Consider the following 16,669-nt stretch of genomic DNA (forward strand, 5'->3'; position numbering starts at 1 on the left):
GGCCCGGCCCCTTCGGGGTCCGGGCCTTCTTCGGCGCTGGGTGCTCAGTACTCGGTCGGAGCGTTCGCGATCATGGCGCCGACGAAGACGAAGTAGAGGATGATCCCGATGACCCACAGGACCGCGAGGATGGCGTAGACGATCCAGCCCCACTTGTAGTACTTGTTCGCGCTCTCGAGATCGGTGTCGGCCTTCACCAGCCCGAGGATCGCCAGGATCAGCGTGATGGGGTTGCCGAGGCAGAGGACCGACACGACCAGCTGCACGATCCACTTGGTCTTGGACACCGGCTGGTTGCCGCCGAAGCCTCCGGCCTGCCCGCCGACGCCGCCGCCGGGGGCGTTGAAGTTCATGTCGGTCATGGTGATTCCCTCCGAAAGTCCCGCGGATCTGTTCCCCTGGGTGCTGTCGACGCCGCAGGCTTGACCCGCGCGGCGTCGGGGACAGCATAACGGGACGCCACCCTGGTGGCGCCATGGGGAGGACTCCCCATGGCGCGTCGGGTACGTCGCGCGGGACCGCTATCCCAGGGTCACCCGATGCACGAGCACCGTGAACTCCTCGTCGTGGCCCAGCTCGCGGGCGCGCAGCCGCCCGCCCTCGAGGGAGAGGGGCCGCACCTGCTTGACGACCACGCCGCCGCGGCCGTCGACGATGCCCAGCGGCAGCTCGCCCTCCTGGGCGATCGCATCCAGCAGCCGATCGGTCACCGACAGGTCCGTCGCGCCCTCCTCCGCCGCCCGGATCCGGGCCACGGCCTCGGCGGCCGGCACGCGCAGCTCGGGGCCGTCGACGGTGACGAGATCCGGGTCGACCGGTCCGCCGGGCAGCGAATGCGCCAGCTCGGGCCCCGCCGGGCGACCATCGGGCCCCACGGCCTGCGGGGAGAGTCCCGCCTGCCGTGCCACCTGCAGGGCGAAGCCGGGGTCGGAGAGGGTCACCGCGACGGTCGGGGCCAGGCGGTGCAGTGTCAGGGCCGACGCCTCGGGCGCCACCTGCAGCAGATCCAGGACCTCCGACTCGGCGGTCAGCACCGTCGTCGCCCGGGAGACCTGGACCCGGCCGTGACGACGCTGCTCGTCACGCAGCAGGTACCGCAGGGCCTGCGGGACCGGGGAGCGGGAAGCCTCCTCGAGCAGCACCAGCAGCGCCTCGGCGTCGCGTCCGGCGCCCAGCGCGCGGCGCACCGAGGTGGTGCTGAAGCGCAGGGTGAGGGCTCCCCCGCGGGAGACGACCTCGGCCCAGTCCAGCAGCGGCAGCAGGCGCTCGGCCGGCCTGCCGGGGACGACGGCGGTCAGATCCGCATCCAGCAGCACCTCGTCGACCGGGGACGGGGCCGCCGCGCGCAGCGCCCCGGTGAGACGGGCGTCGGCCTCGGTGACGTCCTCGTCCAGCGCGAGCACCAGATCCTGGCCGAGCACGGTCAGCGCCCCGCCGTCGAGCACGCCGAGGGCCTCGCCCTCCGTCAGCAGCGCCCCGGTCTCCTCCTCGATGACCTCGGCCGGGACCAGCGGGAAGGCCCAGGCCAGGCACAGTGCAAGGGACTCCCGCGTGGCGTGGATGCCCGGGCACGTGCGCAGGGTGCGCAACAGGCTGCCGCGCCGGGTGCGCACCCCGTCGCGTCGCGTGAGGTCCGACAGCAGGGCGCGACCGGTTCCGGAGGAGTCCGGAGTGCCCACCACGGCGGCGAGATGGTGCCCGAGCGCCCAGGCGAGTACGAGCTCTGCCCAGCGCTGCTCGGGAGCCTGGACGCGATGGGCGTCCCAGTCCCGGGTGGGATGCCATTCCTGGCCGTCGTGGCCGATCAGCCCGGCCTGCCAGGCGGACTGCAGGACGGTCGCACAGGTGAGCAGGGGAGCGCCGGCACGCTCGGCGAGTCGCCGGAGGTCGCGCTGGGGCAGCCCACCGCGGCGCAGCACCCCTGGGGGATCCTCGTCGAAGCCGCGGACGGTGCCCAGCAGACGCAGGGCCTCGAAAGCCTGCTCGACGGCCTGGGCGGAGCGGGAGCCGGGGATCCGCTCGGTGACCGCCGGTCCCTCGGGCTCGGGGCACCGGGCGGCGTGAGTCCGGCGCACCCGTCCACCGCGCAGCGCCAGGTGCACGCTGCGGGGCAGGTGCAAGGTGCCGTCCTCGCCGGTCACCACGATGCCGGCCTCCCGGAGCTCGAGGGCCAGGCGCCCCTGGCCCTCCACGGCCGCGGGGCCCCAGGCCAGGGTCTCGAGCACCTCGGGCACCGACGCCCGTGCGGCGGCCACCCGACGCTCGGCGGTCTCGGCCGAGGGGTCCTCGGCGGAGGCGGGAGCGAGCCCGGCCGGGGCGCGCAGCCCGTCGCGCAGTGGGCGGATCAGGTGCAGGGAGTCCTCACCCCAGACCAGGGCGAGCGTGGTCAGTCGCTCGAGGCCGGGGGAGATGGTCGCAGGTTCCGAGGAGACCGCCTCGGCCAGGTCCGACGGGGAGGTGCCGTCCTCGAGCACGGCGAGGGCCTCGACGAGGTGGAGCTCCGGCAGCCGCAGCGCCCCGAGCGCACGACGGGCGGAGGTGGCACCGGCGGCACGGGCCGCGAGCGGGCCCAGCCCCTTGGGCAGCGGCGAGGCGAGGTCCGGTCGGGCGACGAGCAGCGCCTCCAGGCGATCGTCGCCGAACCGTCGCAGGGAGTCCGCGAGGGACCGGATCACAGCGGCCATGATGGGATCCAGCATAAAGTGGCGATGCTGCCCGGGACACCACGGGCCGCTCGCCACCGGGTGGGCCGCGGCATCGGTGTCGTCCCGCGGCACGCCCCCATAGCCCAATCGGCAGAGGCGGCCGCCTTAAAAGCGGCACAGTGCGGGTTCGAGTCCCGCTGGGGGCACCGGGGCGGTCGGCCCGTGATGCGCGTCCGGGCCACAATGGAGAGCATGACCCGGACCTCCGCCGCCGACCAACTCCCTGCCGACCAGCTCGCCGCCCGCCTCGACGACGTGCTCGCCCGCCTCGATGCCGCCGCCGCCCGCGCCGGCCGGGACGGCCGCGAGATCACCCTGCTGCTGGCCACCAAGACCCGCACGCCTCAGGAGGTCGCCGTCGTCGTCGACCTGCTGCGCGCACGGGATCGACGGATCGCCGTGGGGGAGAACCGCGCCCAGGAGATCGCCAAGCACGCCGACCCGATGCTCGCGGACAACGGGGTCCCGCGCCACTTCATCGGACGCCTGCAGACCAACAAGGCCCGCGACGTCATCGCCTTCGCGCAGACGATACACAGCGTGGACCGCGAGGACATCGCCGACGCCCTCGAGCGTCGGGCCGCCCTGGCCGGCCTCGTGCGGGAGGTGCTGGTGCAGGTCAACACCTCCGGTGAGGAGTCCAAGGGCGGCTTCGCCCCGACCCTCGAGGCCGTGGGCCCGATCCTCGAGCGGCTGCGGGGGAGTGGGACCCTGCGACCCGTGGGCCTGATGACGATCGGTGCCAACACCTCCGACGCGACGGCGGTGCGCGCCTCCCTGCGCGGCCTGCGCGAGCTCCGCGACCAGGTGCGCACCGAGCTCGAGCTCCCTGAGCTGGAGCACCTCTCGATGGGGATGAGCGGCGACCTCGAGATCGCGGTCGAGGAAGGCGCGACGATCGTCCGCGTCGGCTCGGCCCTCTTCGGCGCCCGCCCCTGAACCCTCAGGCCGGACCGACCAGCGCCTGCGGCAGGCCGTACTCGTGCTCGAGCACCTCGCAGGCCGAGCCCACCGCGATCAGGTCGGTGCCCCGGGTGGAGAGCATGACCTCGACATGCACCCAGGGCTCGGCACGCAGGCCCTCCTCGAGCGCGGCGCGGATCGCATCCATGGTGCGCTCGTGATGGGCGTAGACCGTCCGTCCGCCCAGCACCACCCGATCCACGTCGACCACCCGCACCAGATCGACCACGACCGTGGCCAGCACCTGGGCGGCCAGCTCCTCGTCGCCGGCCTCCAGGGCGGCCCGATGCTCGGCCTGGGCGCAGCCCCGTCGTCCGCAGGTGCAGGGGACCCCGCCCATCCGCACCACGGTGTGCCCGGCCTCGCCGGCGTGGGAGTGCGCACCCCGCACGATCATCCCGTCCAGGCACAGGGCCGCTCCCAGGCCGTCCTCGACGAGCACGAGCGCGGCGTCGTCCAGCAGCCCGGGCTGGGACCAGGCCTCGCCCACCAGTGCGGCCCGGGAGTCGTGGTCCAGCAGCACCGGGACGGACAGCTCCTGGGCGAGCAGGGAACGGATCGGTGCACCGCGCCACGGGTCCGGCTGGGAGGTGCCGCGGTAGACGCCCTCCGACCAGTCGACCGGCCCCGGCATCCCGACCCCTACCCCGAGCAGCTCACCGGGGCCCACATCGACGAGGGCACGGGTCTGGTCGGCGAGGGTCGCGATCAGCTGGTCGATCGGTTGCAGCCGGCCGGTCTCGATCTCGCGCCGCGCGAGGATCTCCCCGGTGAGGTCCACCACCACCGCGTGGACGCGGGAGCGGGTGAGGTGCAGCCCGATCGCCCGGCGCGAGGAGGGGACGATGCGGTAGAAGGTGGTCGGCTTGCCGGGCCCGGCGGCGACGGTGCCCATCTCGGCGATCAGCCCGCGGTCCATCAGCCGCCCCAGGATCTTCGAGATCGCCTGCGGTGTGACCTGCAGGGCCTGGGCCAGCCCCGCCCGTGAAACGGGTTCGCCCCGGCGCGCCACGGCGAGGACGGCGGCATCGTGCGCGCCTGCCACACGGTCCAGGGGGGAGCTCGTTCTCACCTGCTCATCCTCGCACGCACCCTGTACGTGACGGCACCGCCCGTCGACCCGCCCGTCCGTCGACCCGCCGGCGTTCCTCGCCCCGCGATGTGATGCGGATCGTCCCGTCCCCACCCTTGACGTAACGCAACAGCGTTTGCTTACCTTGTTGTCGGGTCGATGGAGCCCGCCCGCCTCTGCACGCTCCGACCAGTCGAGGACCACCTATGACCATCGTCGACGACACCCGTACCTCTCCTGCGACCCTCAGCCCCGCTCGCCGCCGCCTGGCGCTGTTCGCCCTCGCCCTGGGCGGCTTCGGCATCGGCGCCTCCGAGTTCGTCTCCATGGGCCTGCTGCCCGACATCGCCGGCGGCCTGCTGAGCGAGCAGATGGCGACCGACCCCGAGGGCGGCATCGCCCGGGCCGGCCTGGCCATCTCCGCCTACGCCCTCGGCGTCGTCGTCGGCGCCCCGGTGCTCGCCCTGCTCTCGGTGCGCTGGAGCCGCTCGACGATGATCGTCGGGCTCGCCGTCGCGCTCGCGGCCGGCGCCGTGCTCTCGGGGATCATGCCCACCTTCGAGCTCACCATCCTCGCCCGCTTCCTCGCGGGCGTCCCCCACGGCGCCTACTTCGGCGTCGCCTCCCTGCTCGCCGCCTCGCTGATGGGTCCCGGCAACCAGGGCAAGGGCGTGGCGCTGGCCCTGTCCGGCCTCACCGTCGCCAACCTCATCGGCGTGCCCGTCCTGACCGCGGTCGGCCAGGCCGCCGGCTGGCGCGCGGTGTACCTGCTGATCGCCCTGATCTTCGTCGGCACCGTCACCGCACTGCGCCTGACGGTGCCGCGGGAGGAGAAGGTGCTCGGGCGCCGTATGGCCGACGAGATCGTCGCCCTGCGCCGCGTGCAGCTGTGGATCATCATGGGGATCGCCGCGGTCGGCTTCGCCGGTGCCTTCGCCGTCTTCAGCTACGTCGCCGACATCACCACCAACGTCACCGGCGCCTCCGCGAGCGCGGTCCCGTGGGTGCTCGCCGCAGCCGGGCTGGGCATGACCGTCGGCAACGTCATCGGCGGCGCCACCACCGACCGCTCCGTGAGCGCCACCCTGATGGTCGGCTTCCCGCTGTACATCGCGGCGCTGGTGGGGCTGTTCCTGGTCGCGGACGTCTCCCTGGTCGCCCTGCTGATCGCCTTCTTCCTGATGAACGCGGCCAACGCCTCGCTGAACCCCGCGATGCAGACCTGGCTGATCCGGGTCGCGCACCGCTCCGAGGTGCTCGGGGCCTCCCTGAACCATGCGGCCTTCAACGTCGCCAACGCTCTCGGTGCCGCCCTCGGCGGCGCGGTGATCGCGGCGGGCTTCGGCTACGAGGCCCCGATGGTGGTCGCGATCGTGCTGGCGAGCGCCGGCTTCGCGATGGTCGCTGTCACGCTGATCGCCCTGCGGGTGCGCGCCCGCCGCACCCTGGCGATGCTGGCCCGCCACGAGGACACCCTCACCGGCCAGATCCCGAAGGTCCCCGCGGGCGTCTGAGTCCGGGAGGCCCACCCGAGCGGTCGCGCGGCCCTCCGACTTGTGGCGTCATAATCCGCATCCTCCGGCCCCCGGGGGAGCTTAGGCTCTCCCTCGGGGCCCCTGGGGAGTCCCGGTGGCCGCCGGAGCCGGGCGCGCCATCGACCAGCGCCGAGGACCGGAGGACGACGTGCACATCCAGACCGCAGCCGTGCAGGCTCTGAGGGAGCAGGAGCACGGCGCCGTCGTTCCGCCTGTGCACCTCGCCTCGACCTTCGAGCTGGACCCCGCGAGCGAGGACGGGGCCTACGCCTACCAGCGCGGCTCCAACCCCACCCGGGCGCAGCTGGAGACCGTGCTGGCCACTCTCGAGGGCGCCGCGCACGGCTTCGCCTTCGCCTCCGGCATGGCCGCCACGGCCGCCTCCCTGTCCACCCTCGAGGTGGGCGACGAGGTGATCCTGCCGGCGAGCGTCTACGGCGGCACCTACCGGTTCGTGGACCTGGTGCTGCCCGGCCGCGGGATCACGGGGCGCTTCGTCGACGATCTCGGGGCGCTCACCGACGCGGACTTCACGCCCTCCACCAAGGCGATCTTCATGGAGACCCCCGCGAACCCGACGCTGCGGATCACCGATCTGCGCCGCCTCGTCGAGCTCGCCCACCGCCACGGCGCGCTCGTGATCGTGGACAACACCTTCATGACCCCGGTGCTGCAGCGGCCGCTCGAGCTGGGGGCCGACATCGTCGTCCAGTCCGCCACCAAGTACCTCGCCGGGCACTCGGATCTGCTGGCCGGCACCGTCACCACCGACGACGACCGCCTCGCCGACGCCTTCGCCCTCGCCCAGAAGGCACAGGGCGGGGTGCTCGCCCCCGGTGACTCCTTCCGACTGATCCAGGCGATCAAGACCCTCCCGCTGCGCCTGGAGCGCCAGCAGGACTCCGCGATCGCGATCGTCGAGCACCTGCGCGCCCACGACGCCATCTCCCAGGTCCGGTACCCGGGGTCCCACAGCGAGGAGGAGGCACGGATCCATGCCTCCCAGGCCAGCGGCACCGGCGCGGTGCTCTCCTTCGAGCTCGCCCCCGAGCTGGACCGGGTCGCGTTCCTGCGGGCGCTGCGCTATCCCGCCTATGCGGTCAGCCTGGGCGGCGTGGAGTCGCTCATCTGTCGGCCGTCGACCATGACCCACGAGGCCATGACCCCGCAGGCGCGCGCGAACGCGGGGATCTCCGACGAGCTGCTGCGGCTCTCCGTCGGCATCGAGGACGTCCGGGACCTGCTCGAGGACCTCGACCAGGCACTGCGCTCCGCGTCCCGCTGACCCTCCCCACCCCCCGAAGGACGACCCTCATGACTCGCATGACTCGCTCCAGCAGCACTCCTCGACCGAGCCGTCGCCTCGCGCTCGCCACCGGCGGCGCGGGCCTCACCGCGCTCCTGGCCGCCTGCGGGGCCGGGGGCGGGTCCTCCGCGGGAGGCTCCGGCGACGAGGACTTCCTCGCGCGCATCCAGGAGGCCGGGACCGTCCGGGTCGGGCTGGAGGGCACCTACCGCCCCTACGCCTTCCACGACGTCAGCGGTGAGCTGGTCGGCTTCGAGAAGGACATCGCCGATGTCATCGCCGAAGGACTCGGCGTCGAGCCCGAGTACATCGAGACCGAATGGGACTCCCTGATCGCCGGGCTCGACGTCGACCGCTACGACCTGGTCATCAACAACGTCGGGATCACGCCGGAGCGCGAGGAGAAGTACGCGTTCACCGCGCCGTACGCGCAGTCCATCGGGCGTATCGCCGTCCCGGAGGACTCCGACCTCGAGGTCGTCGAGGACCTGGACGGCAAGCGCGCCGCCCAGACCGCCACCAGCAACTGGGCCCAGCAGATGGAGGAGCTCGGCGCGGAGGTGGTGCCGGTCCAGGGATTCGCCGAAGCCATCGACCTGGTCCTCCAGGGACGCGTCGACGCGACCGCCAACGACTTCATCTCCTTCCAGACCTACCAGGAGGAGCACCCCGATGCCGCCTTCCGGATGCTGGATGCGGAGCTGCCCTCCGACGTGACCGTCGGCGTGATCATGCAGAAGGGGCAGGAGCAGCTGCTCGCCGCGGTCGACGAGATCCTGGCCGACATGAAGGCCGACGGCTCGCTGACCACCATCTACGAGGAATGGGTGGGCCAGGACATCACCCCGGAGGGCTGAGCACCAGATGTCCCACGTCCTCGAGCTGTGGATCGACTCGCTGCCGCGCATGCTCGCGGCGCTGGTCGAGGTCACGGTCCCGCTGTCGCTGATCTCCTTCGCGATCGCCCTGGCCCTCGCCGTCGCGGTGGCACTGCTCCGGCTGTACTCGCCCGCACCCCTGAAGCTCCTGGCCTGGGCGTACGTGCAGGTGTTCCGCGGCACGCCCCTGGTGGTGCAGCTGTTCATCGTGTTCTTCGGCCTGCCGAACCTGGGGGTCAGCCTGCCGGCCTTCACCGCGGCGGTGATCACGCTCGCGCTGAACACGGGGGCCTATGCGTCCGAGGCGGTGCGCGCTTCGATCCTCTCGATCCCGCGCGGGCAGTTCGAGGCCGCGCAGACCCTGAACCTCTCGCGCTCGACGACCTTCCGCAAGGTCGTCGCCCCGCAGGCGGTGCGGATCGTGCTGCCGCCGCTGGCGAACGACTTCATCGACCTGGTCAAGGGCACCAGCCTGGTCTTCGCGATCACCCTGATCGACCTGTTCCAGGTGGGACGGCAGGTGGCGGCCACGACCTACGAACCCCTGATCATGTACACACTGGTCGCCCTGATCTACCTCGCCCTGGTCTCGTTGCTGAGCCTCGGGCAGAACGTCCTGGAGAAGAAGGTGTCCGCCCATGTCCGTGCCGGCTGAGCCCCTCCGGCTCCTCGGGGTCCGCAAGACCTTCGGCGACCTGGTCGCTCTCGACGACATCTCCTTCGAGGTCGGCCGGGGCAGCACGACCGTGCTGCTGGGGCCCTCCGGCTCCGGGAAGTCCACGCTGCTGCGCTGCATCAACCTGCTGGAGAAGCCCGATGCCGGGCAGATCGACCTCGGCGACGGACCGATCGACGTGGGCGGGAAGCTCTCCGGCCGCACGGTGCGCACCATCCGTTCGCGCTCGACGATGGTCTTCCAGCAGTTCAACCTGTTCCCGCACCTGACGGCGCTGGGCAATGTGGTCCTGGCACCGATCGAGTCGCGCGGGCTGCCCCGCCCCGCGGCCGAGGAACGGGGACGTGAGTTGCTGGAGAAGGTGGGGCTCGGGGACAAGACCGACGCCTACCCCGACCGGCTCTCAGGAGGCCAGCAACAGCGGGTCGCCATCGCCCGCGCCCTCGCCATGGACCCGGACTTCCTGCTGTTCGACGAGCCGACGTCGGCCCTGGATCCCGAGCTCGCCGCCGAGGTGGTGGCGGTCCTCGCCGATCTCGCCGCCGAGAACCGCACCCTCGTCGTGGTCACCCACTCGCTGGCCTTCGCCCGTCGGGTCGCCGACCGCGTCGTGTTCCTCGAGGACGGACGGATCCTCCAGGACGGCACCCCCGAGGAGTTCTTCGGGAGCGAGGACGCGCGCCTGCGTCGTTTCCGCGATGTCATCGGTTCCGTGTGAGGTCACGGGCAGCTTCCAGCCCGGGCACGGGAAACCCCGTTAGAGTGGAGGGGTCGGCGCGCCGAGGACCGTCCTACGCGCTCCTCGACGTCGGCCAACCATTTCTCTCGTGAGGAGCGCCATGGCACGCCACAACATCGTGTTCGGCCGTGACCAGGCCGTGCAGGGGCGGAACTATCACGCCCCCCAGTTCGGTCAGTCGCAGGACGGACCGCCCCCCGGGACCCAGTGGTCCTCCGACTTCGGACAGCCCGCCGCCGGCCGGCAGGCCGCCGGCCAGCAGACCCTCGGCCAGCAGGGCGGCGACCCGCTCGAGGCCATGTACGCCCGGCCCGCCGCGACCGGCCACGACACCGGCCGGATGTCGATGCGGGACGCCCTGAACGCGATCACGGCGACCCTCGGCACCATCGTGGTCGTCGGCTTCGCGGTCGGCGTGACCCCGGCCGCGCTGGGGCTCGTCGCCGGCGAGCAGGGCCTCGCCCTCGGCATGGTGGTCACCATGGCGGCGCTGGTGATCGGCCTCGTCGGCGGTCTGGTCACCGCACTGGTCAACATCTTCAAGAAGAAGCCGTCGCCGATCCTGGTGCTGGCCTACGCCGCCTTCGAGGGCCTGCTCCTGGGCGGTCTCAGCGCCATGCTCGGCCAGCAGTTCCCCGGCATCGGCCTCCAGGCCGTGGTCGGGACCCTCGCGGTCGCGGGCGCCGTGCTCGTCATGTTCCGCCTCGGCGTGCTGCGCACCTCGCCGGTGCTCAACAAGATCTTCATGGTCGCGATGGTGGCCTACCTGCTGTTCGGCATCGTCAACATCGGGTACGTGTTCCTGACCGGCGGAAGCCTCCGTGACGGGGTCGTCGGCCTGATCATCGGCGGTCTGGCCGTGGTCATGGCCTCGTATTCGCTGGTGATGGATTTCGAGGACGTCCAGCGGGCGGCGGACTCCGGGATGCCGCGGGTGTACGCCTGGCGCTGCGCCTTCGGGCTCGCGGTCACCATGGTGTGGCTGTACGTCGAGATCCTGCGGATCCTCGCGATCCTGCGCGGCGACTGACGGGCGCATCACGCGCCGCCTCGGCGGCGCCCGTATGCTGACACGGCGGGTCCCCTCCTCGGGGGCCCGCCGCTGCGTATTCGGGAGAGAGGGGCTCTGCGATGGCCGAGGTGTGGCAGTGGCTGCTCGACCACGGGGTCGTCGTGATCACCTACCTCTTCCTGGCGATCGACGTGATCTTGAGGATCCTCGGGCTGATCCTGGTCCCGCGCAACCGCCGGCCCGGTTCCGCGCTGGCCTGGCTGATGGCGATCATGGTGCTTCCGATCGTCGGGTTCCCGCTGTACCTCCTGCTGGGCAAGGCCGAGCTGCCGCGCAAACGTCGCGAGAAGCAGAAGGTCGTCAATCGTCTGATGCATGCGCGGGCGCAGGACATCCCCGACAGCGAGCTCGACGAGGACGCCCCCAGCTGGCTGCAGTCCGCGGTGAGACTCAATCGCGAGCTCGGCGCGTTCCCGCTGACGGGCAACAACGTCGCCGATCTCGAGATCGACTACGACACCTCGCTCGCGCGCATGGCCGCCGACATCCGCACCGCCCAGCACGAGGTCCACGTGCTCTTCTACATCATGGCCCTCGACGCGGTCACCGAGGACTTCTTCGCGGCCCTCGCGGAAGTCGCGGACCGCGGCGTGAAGGTGCGGGCCCTCTACGACCACCTGGGATCGCTCACCCACGGTTCCGTGTACCGGGCCATGCGGCGGCACTTCGACGCCCACGGCATCGAGCACTACCCCATGATGCCGGTCAAGCTGTTCCGCGACGGGGCCTTCCAGCGTCCCGACCTGCGCAACCACCGCAAGCTGCTGATCGTGGACGGGCAGATCGGCTGGCTGGGCAGCCAGAACATGATCGCCGCGCACTACAACAAGAGAGCGAACATCCGGCGCGGCCTGCACTGGCAGGAGACGATGGCACGGCTGCGCGGCCCGATCGTCTCGGAGATGAACCTGCTGTTCTCCACGGACTGGTACTACGAGTCCTCCGAGCAGCTGCCGATGGAGACCGTGGTGACCACTCCGGAGGACACCTCCGGCACCTACGAGTGCCAGCTCGTGCCCAGCGGTCCGGGTTTCGTGTTCGAGAACAACCTGCTGCTGTTCAACCAGCTGTTCTACTCGGCCGGCCAGCGCATCAGCGCCGTCAGTCCCTACTTCGTGCCCGACGAGTCGATGCTCGCGGCGCTCGTGACCGCCGCACGCCGCGGGGTCGACGTCGAGCTGTTCGTCTCGGAGATCGGGGACCAGTTCCTGGTGTTCCACGCCCAGCGCTCCTACTACACGGCGCTGCTGCAGGCCGGGGTGCGGATCTGGCTCTACCAGGCGCCCACGATCCTGCACGCCAAGCACGTGACCATCGACGACTCGGTGACCGTGATCGGTTCCTCGAACATGGACATCCGCTCGTTCCTGTTGGACATGGAGAGCTCGATGATGATCGGCGGCACCGACTTCATGGCCAAGATGCACGAGGTCGAGAACGCCTACCGCTCCCGCAGCCGGGAGCTCACCCTGGAGGAATGGGAGCAGCGCCCGGTGCCCATGAGGCTGCTGGACAACCTCTGCCGTCTCGCCTCCTCGGTCGTCTGATCCGGCGGCAGCGGCGGTCCCTCAGCCGGACAGGCCCGTCAGGGAGGAGTACCCCTCGTCGGCCGCCTTCTCGTGCTCGGTGACGCCCACCGCGGTCTCCGTGACGAAGGCGCTGGGGCCCTCCTCGGTCTCCAGCACCACCACCACGATCTCGCTGGCGTCGGTCTTCTCGAGGTCGTCGGATCCGAAGTTCACCACCGCCCGGGTCTCGTACCCGGGCATCCCGCCGATCGTCACGGGCTTGGTGGTCTCCTCGTCCCAGGTGCGCTCGCGCGCCTGATCGCCCCAGTTGCCGTCGGTGAAGAAGCACTTCGCGATCTTCTGCGAGGCGATCTCGGGGCCGGGGTACTCGACGCCGGGCTGCCACTGGACCTGGCCGACGGTCATCGTCGAGACCCAGCTGTCCTCGACCTCGCCGTAGGCGGTCTGGCTGTCGCCCAGGAAGTAGACGAAGCCGCCGGTCTCGCGCCCGCCGTAGGCCGCCGGGGGGATGAACTCGAGGCCGCCGCCACGGAGCTTGCCCGAGGGGTTCTTCGAGGTCCGCTCGGACTCCGGCGCCCAGCACCGCTCCTCGTCCACGTCGGTCGGCTCCCCGGAGGTCGGCTCGTCGGTGGCGGTGGCCTCGGGGTCCTGCGGGGTCTCGGGACCCGCCGCCGTGGTCTCCTCGCCGGAGCCGCCGGTGAGGGTCGGGCGCAGCACGAGGTAGCCCACCGTGGCCCCCACGATCAGCAGGAACACGATGGCGAAGGCGATGGCTCCGATCAGCAGCGCGCCGCCGCGCCCGCCGCCCGGGCCGGGGCTCTGCGGCTGGGTCGAGGTGAACTGCGGTCCGGTGCTCACGGTCTGCTCCTTCGGGGGCGGGGGCGCCTCGTCATCACTCGACGACCTCGAGGCTGGCGATGATGTCCTCGAGATCCTGGACGTGCTCGGGCTGATCGGCGGCGACGTCGCTGACCAGGGCACTGGGGCCGTCAGGTCCGTCCACGACGATCGAGGTCACGACCGAGGCCTGGGTGGTGGCGAGGGTCTCGGGGTCCTCGAAGTGGTAAGTGGCCTGCACGATCCATCCCGACTGACCGTCGATGGTCCTTGCCTCGGAGCGGTAGTCGGTGACCTGCGGCTCCTCGCCGAAGTAGTCGATGACGCCCGACGTCGTCGCGTAGCACTGGAACAGCGCGACCGCGGCGTTCTCCGTCCCGGGGTAGCCGCCCTCGTCCTCCGGCCAGGTGACCTTCCCGAGGTTGACGACGCTGTACCAGTTGCCCTCGACGTTGCGCGCCTGGGCGTCGACCTCCGTGAGGTACGGCAAGGAGGAGGGGCCCCAGGCGAACTGCCAGCTCTCGGGGATCGTGTACTGCAGGTCGCCACCGCGGATGGTGCCGGGGTCGGCCGGTTCCGCCGAGGCGTTGTCGGAGGGCATCGTGCACTCGGTGGTGGGCTTCTCGGTGAAGATCGGCGGCGGCGGGGCGATGTCGGGATCCTGCGGGTCCGGCACGTACTCCGACTGCCCCTCGGCGGAGCGTTCCCCGGTCTTGTACGCCTGGGGGTCGCCCTCTTCCAGGACCGAGCGGAACACCGTCTGGGAGAGGACCAGGGCGATCACGGCGAGCAGCACGACACCGGAGCCGACGACGGCCAGCACCGTGGTGAGGGTGCGGTGACGCGCGCGCTCGCCGGGCTCGCCGGTGGAGGCGCCGTGCTCGGCCGTCTCGTAATCCGGCAGCGACCTGGGGTCGTCGGAGCTGAAACTGGGCAAACTGGGCAAGGAGGAGCCCGTCGGCTGCTCATCGCTGCCGTGCGGATCCTGTGTCATCGCCACCTCCCCGGCGCGGAGGGCCCCGTGCCCCCGTCGGGGACCCTCGTCCCCGGGTGATTCTCGCACGCCCCGTCCGATGCGTGCCCACCCAGGATAGGGATTCGCACCCGTCCCGAGTGGGACCTGCCAGGGGGCGTCCGGCGCCCCTTGATACTCTCCCGGCACACGCTCACGGGAGCCCGCCGCCCCGTTGCGCAGCGCCGAGAGCCCCGAGAGATGGAGTCCGCATGCGCCCACCCCTGGTCCTCACGATCGCCGGCTCCGATGCGGACGGTGCCTCCGGCATCCAGGCGGACCTGAAGACGTTCACCGCCCTGGGCGTCTACGGGGCCGGTGCGGTCACCATGGTCTCCGCGGTGAACACGCATGAGCTCACGGGGATCCACTATCTCCCGGGCGACGTGGTCCGCAGCCAGATCGACGCCGTCGCCGCGGACCTGCTGCTGGACGTCACCAAGATCGGCGCCCTGGGCAGTGCCGCCGTGGTCGAGGCGGTCGCCGGGGCGGTGCGCGAGCACCGGGGGCACCTGGGACGTCTGGTCCTCGATCCGGTGATGGTCTCCAGCGACGGGACGCCGCTGATCTCCGCCGAGGGTGCCCGGGCGCTGCGCGAGGACCTGGTGCCGCTGGTCGACCTGCTGACGCCGAACCTGGCCGAGGCCGCCCAGCTGCTGGGCAGGCCGCTGGCCACCTCGATCGACGAGATGCGGGAGCAGGCGCTCGCGCTGCAGGCGCTGGGCCCGTCCGCGGTGCTGGTCACCGGGGGACGGCTGGAGGCCGAGGACGCGGTCGACGTACTGGTCCATCCCGGCGGCACAGATCTGCTGCGCGCGGACCGGGTGCCGGGGCGGCACGTGCGCGGGGCCGGGGCGACGCTGTCGGCCGCGATCGCCGCGCAGCTGGCCCGCATCGAGGAGTTCGGGCGCGCCGGGGAGCTGGGCGAGATCGGCGAGAAGGGGGCCGACGACGACCTGGTCACGATCGTCGCCTCGGCCCGTGAGTTCCTCGCCAGCGCGATCGAGAACGCCGGGGAGTGGAAGGTCTCCCGCGACGGCGGCGGGTACCGCCCCCTCAACCACCTCATCACCCTCGACAAGAAGTAGAGGCCGGCACACCGCTCAGCGGGACAGCATCCCCAGGTGCTCCTTGAGCGCGAGCATGCGGGCAGCGGACTCGCGCACCCGCTGTTCGTGCTCCGGGTCCTGGGCGGCCCAGGCCTCGACGGCGTCGACCAGCTGCCCCGTGAGCGAGGGGTCGGCGGTGACGACCGCATCGCCGCCCGCCTCGAGCAGACGGGTGATGCGCTCGGCGACGGGGACGGAGGCGACCGCCTCCGCGTTGCCGATGTCGTCGGTGACCACGAGCCCCTCGAAGCCGAGCCGGTCCCGCAGCAGATCCTCTATCGCGACGGAGGAGAACATCGCGGGGACGTCCGCCTCGAGCTGCGGGTAGATCGCCGAGGACATCATCACCAGGCCCGCCCCGGCCTCTATGCCGGCGGCGAAGGAATCGAGGAAGGGGTCCTCCATCCCGGTGACCGGGTCCTCGATGCCCTCGGCCGAGAAGTCGGTGTTCTCCTCCACCCGTCCCAGACCGGGGAAATGCTTGAGGGTGGCGGCCACTCCCTGGGCCTCGAGCGCCTCGACCGCCGCGGTGACGCACTGGCCCACCTGCTCGGGGTCCGTGCCGAAGCCGCGGTCGAGCCCGCCGACCGGCTCGTTGGCGTCTGCGAGGTCGGGATCGACGACGTCGGCGACGGGGGAGAGGGCCACCTGGATGCCGTGCGCGGCGAGGTCCTCCCCGATGGTGGTGTACGCCTCGGTGACGGCATCGGGCCCCTCGGCGCCGAGCTCCTCCGCCGACGGGGTCGACCGGGCGGCGTTCCCGCGCAGCATCCGCACCTCGCCACCCTCCTGGTCGACGGCGATCAGCGGCGGGAGATCCTCTCGGGAGCCCACGCGCGCGGCGGCCACGGTGTCCTCCACCGCGGTGGCGCTGCGCCACACCTGCAGCAGGAAGATCCCGCCGGCGTGATGCTCGGTGAGCACCTCGGTGGGGATCTCGGTGCCGGCGGCGATGCCGACCAGCACCAGCTGCCCGGCCAGTTCACGGGAAGAGAGGTCCTTCAGCAGGAGCTCCGCCGCCGTGGGGGGTTCGGTGGTGGGCTCGGTCGTCGCCTCCTCGGACGACTCCTCCGCCGTTTCCTCGCGGGTGTCCTCCGGATCGCCCGCGCCGGTCCGCTCCGGGTCGGTCCGCGGCTCCTCGCCCTGCTCGGTGCAGGCGGCGAGTGCGGCCGCTGGGGCCAGGGCCAGGAGATGTCGTCGGCGCATGGCGTCAGTGTTCCACGCGGGAAGGACCTC

At 71.7% G+C, this 16,669-nt stretch carries 15 protein-coding genes and 1 tRNA gene; 10 read left to right on the top strand and 6 right to left on the bottom strand.

The features are described 5' to 3' along the window. Positions 1-44 precede the first annotated feature (44 nt). Both JOF43_RS09205 and JOF43_RS09210 read right to left on the bottom strand, forming a co-directional pair. Positions 45-362, bottom strand: a complete 318-nt coding sequence (locus JOF43_RS09205) for a hypothetical protein (RefSeq protein ID WP_209901402.1) — start codon at positions 360-362, stop codon at positions 45-47. Between the two features lie 159 nt (positions 363-521). Beyond that, a complete protein-coding gene (locus tag JOF43_RS09210) occupies positions 522-2,684 on the bottom strand; it encodes a helicase-associated domain-containing protein (RefSeq protein WP_209901404.1) in 2,163 nt (720 codons plus the stop codon). A gap of 93 nt (positions 2,685-2,777) precedes the next feature. Between JOF43_RS09210 and JOF43_RS09215 the strand changes: the two genes are divergently transcribed. Together JOF43_RS09215 and JOF43_RS09220 are read left to right on the top strand one after the other, a co-directional pair. After that, a tRNA-Leu gene (locus JOF43_RS09215) sits at positions 2,778-2,851 on the top strand. Between the two features lie 46 nt (positions 2,852-2,897). Further along, positions 2,898-3,644 (top strand): YggS family pyridoxal phosphate-dependent enzyme, encoded by a 747-nt coding sequence (locus tag JOF43_RS09220; protein ID WP_209901405.1) that lies wholly within the window; start codon positions 2,898-2,900, stop codon positions 3,642-3,644. Positions 3,645-3,648: 4 nt separating this feature from the next. On the opposite strand, the gene JOF43_RS09225 is transcribed toward JOF43_RS09220, so the two are convergent. Further along, the gene (locus JOF43_RS09225; protein ID WP_209901407.1) at positions 3,649-4,740 is read right to left on the bottom strand and encodes an ROK family transcriptional regulator; all 1,092 of its coding nucleotides are present in this window, start codon (positions 4,738-4,740) and stop codon (positions 3,649-3,651) included. A gap of 206 nt (positions 4,741-4,946) precedes the next feature. Here JOF43_RS09225 and JOF43_RS09230 point away from each other — a divergent pair, with 206 nt between their 5' ends. From JOF43_RS09230 to cls, 7 genes are all read left to right on the top strand, one after another. Beyond that, positions 4,947-6,254 (top strand): MFS transporter, encoded by a 1,308-nt coding sequence (locus JOF43_RS09230; RefSeq protein ID WP_209901408.1) that lies wholly within the window; start codon positions 4,947-4,949, stop codon positions 6,252-6,254. Between the two features lie 169 nt (positions 6,255-6,423). Then, on the top strand, positions 6,424-7,560 hold the full coding sequence (locus tag JOF43_RS09235) for a trans-sulfuration enzyme family protein (protein ID WP_209903209.1): 1,137 nt from the start codon (positions 6,424-6,426) through the stop codon (positions 7,558-7,560). A gap of 29 nt (positions 7,561-7,589) precedes the next feature. Continuing rightward, the gene (locus tag JOF43_RS09240) at positions 7,590-8,438 is read left to right on the top strand and encodes a transporter substrate-binding domain-containing protein (protein WP_245354069.1); all 849 of its coding nucleotides are present in this window, start codon (positions 7,590-7,592) and stop codon (positions 8,436-8,438) included. Between the two features lie 7 nt (positions 8,439-8,445). Continuing rightward, on the top strand, positions 8,446-9,114 hold the full coding sequence (locus JOF43_RS09245; protein WP_209901410.1) for an amino acid ABC transporter permease: 669 nt from the start codon (positions 8,446-8,448) through the stop codon (positions 9,112-9,114). Continuing rightward, entirely contained in the window at positions 9,098-9,853 is a 756-nt protein-coding gene (locus JOF43_RS09250) for an amino acid ABC transporter ATP-binding protein (RefSeq protein WP_209901412.1), read from the top strand. The genes JOF43_RS09245 and JOF43_RS09250 overlap by 17 nt, the downstream gene beginning before the upstream one ends. A 121-nt stretch (positions 9,854-9,974) precedes the next feature. Further along, on the top strand, positions 9,975-10,904 hold the full coding sequence (locus JOF43_RS09255) for a Bax inhibitor-1/YccA family protein (RefSeq protein WP_209901415.1): 930 nt from the start codon (positions 9,975-9,977) through the stop codon (positions 10,902-10,904). Positions 10,905-11,005: 101 nt separating this feature from the next. After that, positions 11,006-12,493 carry a cardiolipin synthase gene (gene cls / locus JOF43_RS09260; RefSeq protein ID WP_209901417.1) on the top strand — a complete coding sequence of 496 codons (1,488 nt, stop codon included), beginning with the start codon at positions 11,006-11,008 and terminating at the stop codon, positions 12,491-12,493. Between the two features lie 21 nt (positions 12,494-12,514). Here cls and JOF43_RS09265 read toward each other — a convergent pair whose 3' ends face one another. After that, positions 12,515-13,333: a hypothetical protein gene (locus JOF43_RS09265; RefSeq protein ID WP_209901419.1), complete on the bottom strand. Its 819-nt coding sequence runs from the start codon at positions 13,331-13,333 to the stop codon at positions 12,515-12,517. Between the two features lie 34 nt (positions 13,334-13,367). Continuing rightward, the gene (locus JOF43_RS09270; RefSeq protein WP_209901420.1) at positions 13,368-14,306 is read right to left on the bottom strand and encodes a hypothetical protein; all 939 of its coding nucleotides are present in this window, start codon (positions 14,304-14,306) and stop codon (positions 13,368-13,370) included. A gap of 230 nt (positions 14,307-14,536) precedes the next feature. Here JOF43_RS09270 and thiD point away from each other — a divergent pair, with 230 nt between their 5' ends. Beyond that, on the top strand, positions 14,537-15,412 hold the full coding sequence (gene thiD / locus JOF43_RS09275) for a bifunctional hydroxymethylpyrimidine kinase/phosphomethylpyrimidine kinase (RefSeq protein WP_209901422.1): 876 nt from the start codon (positions 14,537-14,539) through the stop codon (positions 15,410-15,412). A 15-nt stretch (positions 15,413-15,427) separates the two neighbouring features. On the opposite strand, the gene JOF43_RS09280 is transcribed toward thiD, so the two are convergent. After that, entirely contained in the window at positions 15,428-16,639 is a 1,212-nt protein-coding gene (locus JOF43_RS09280) for a glycoside hydrolase family 3 protein (RefSeq protein ID WP_209901424.1), read from the bottom strand. Between the last annotated feature and the right edge of the window lie 30 nt (positions 16,640-16,669).

Source organism: Brachybacterium sacelli (assembly GCF_017876545.1).
GTDB lineage: Bacteria > Actinomycetota > Actinomycetes > Actinomycetales > Dermabacteraceae > Brachybacterium > Brachybacterium sacelli.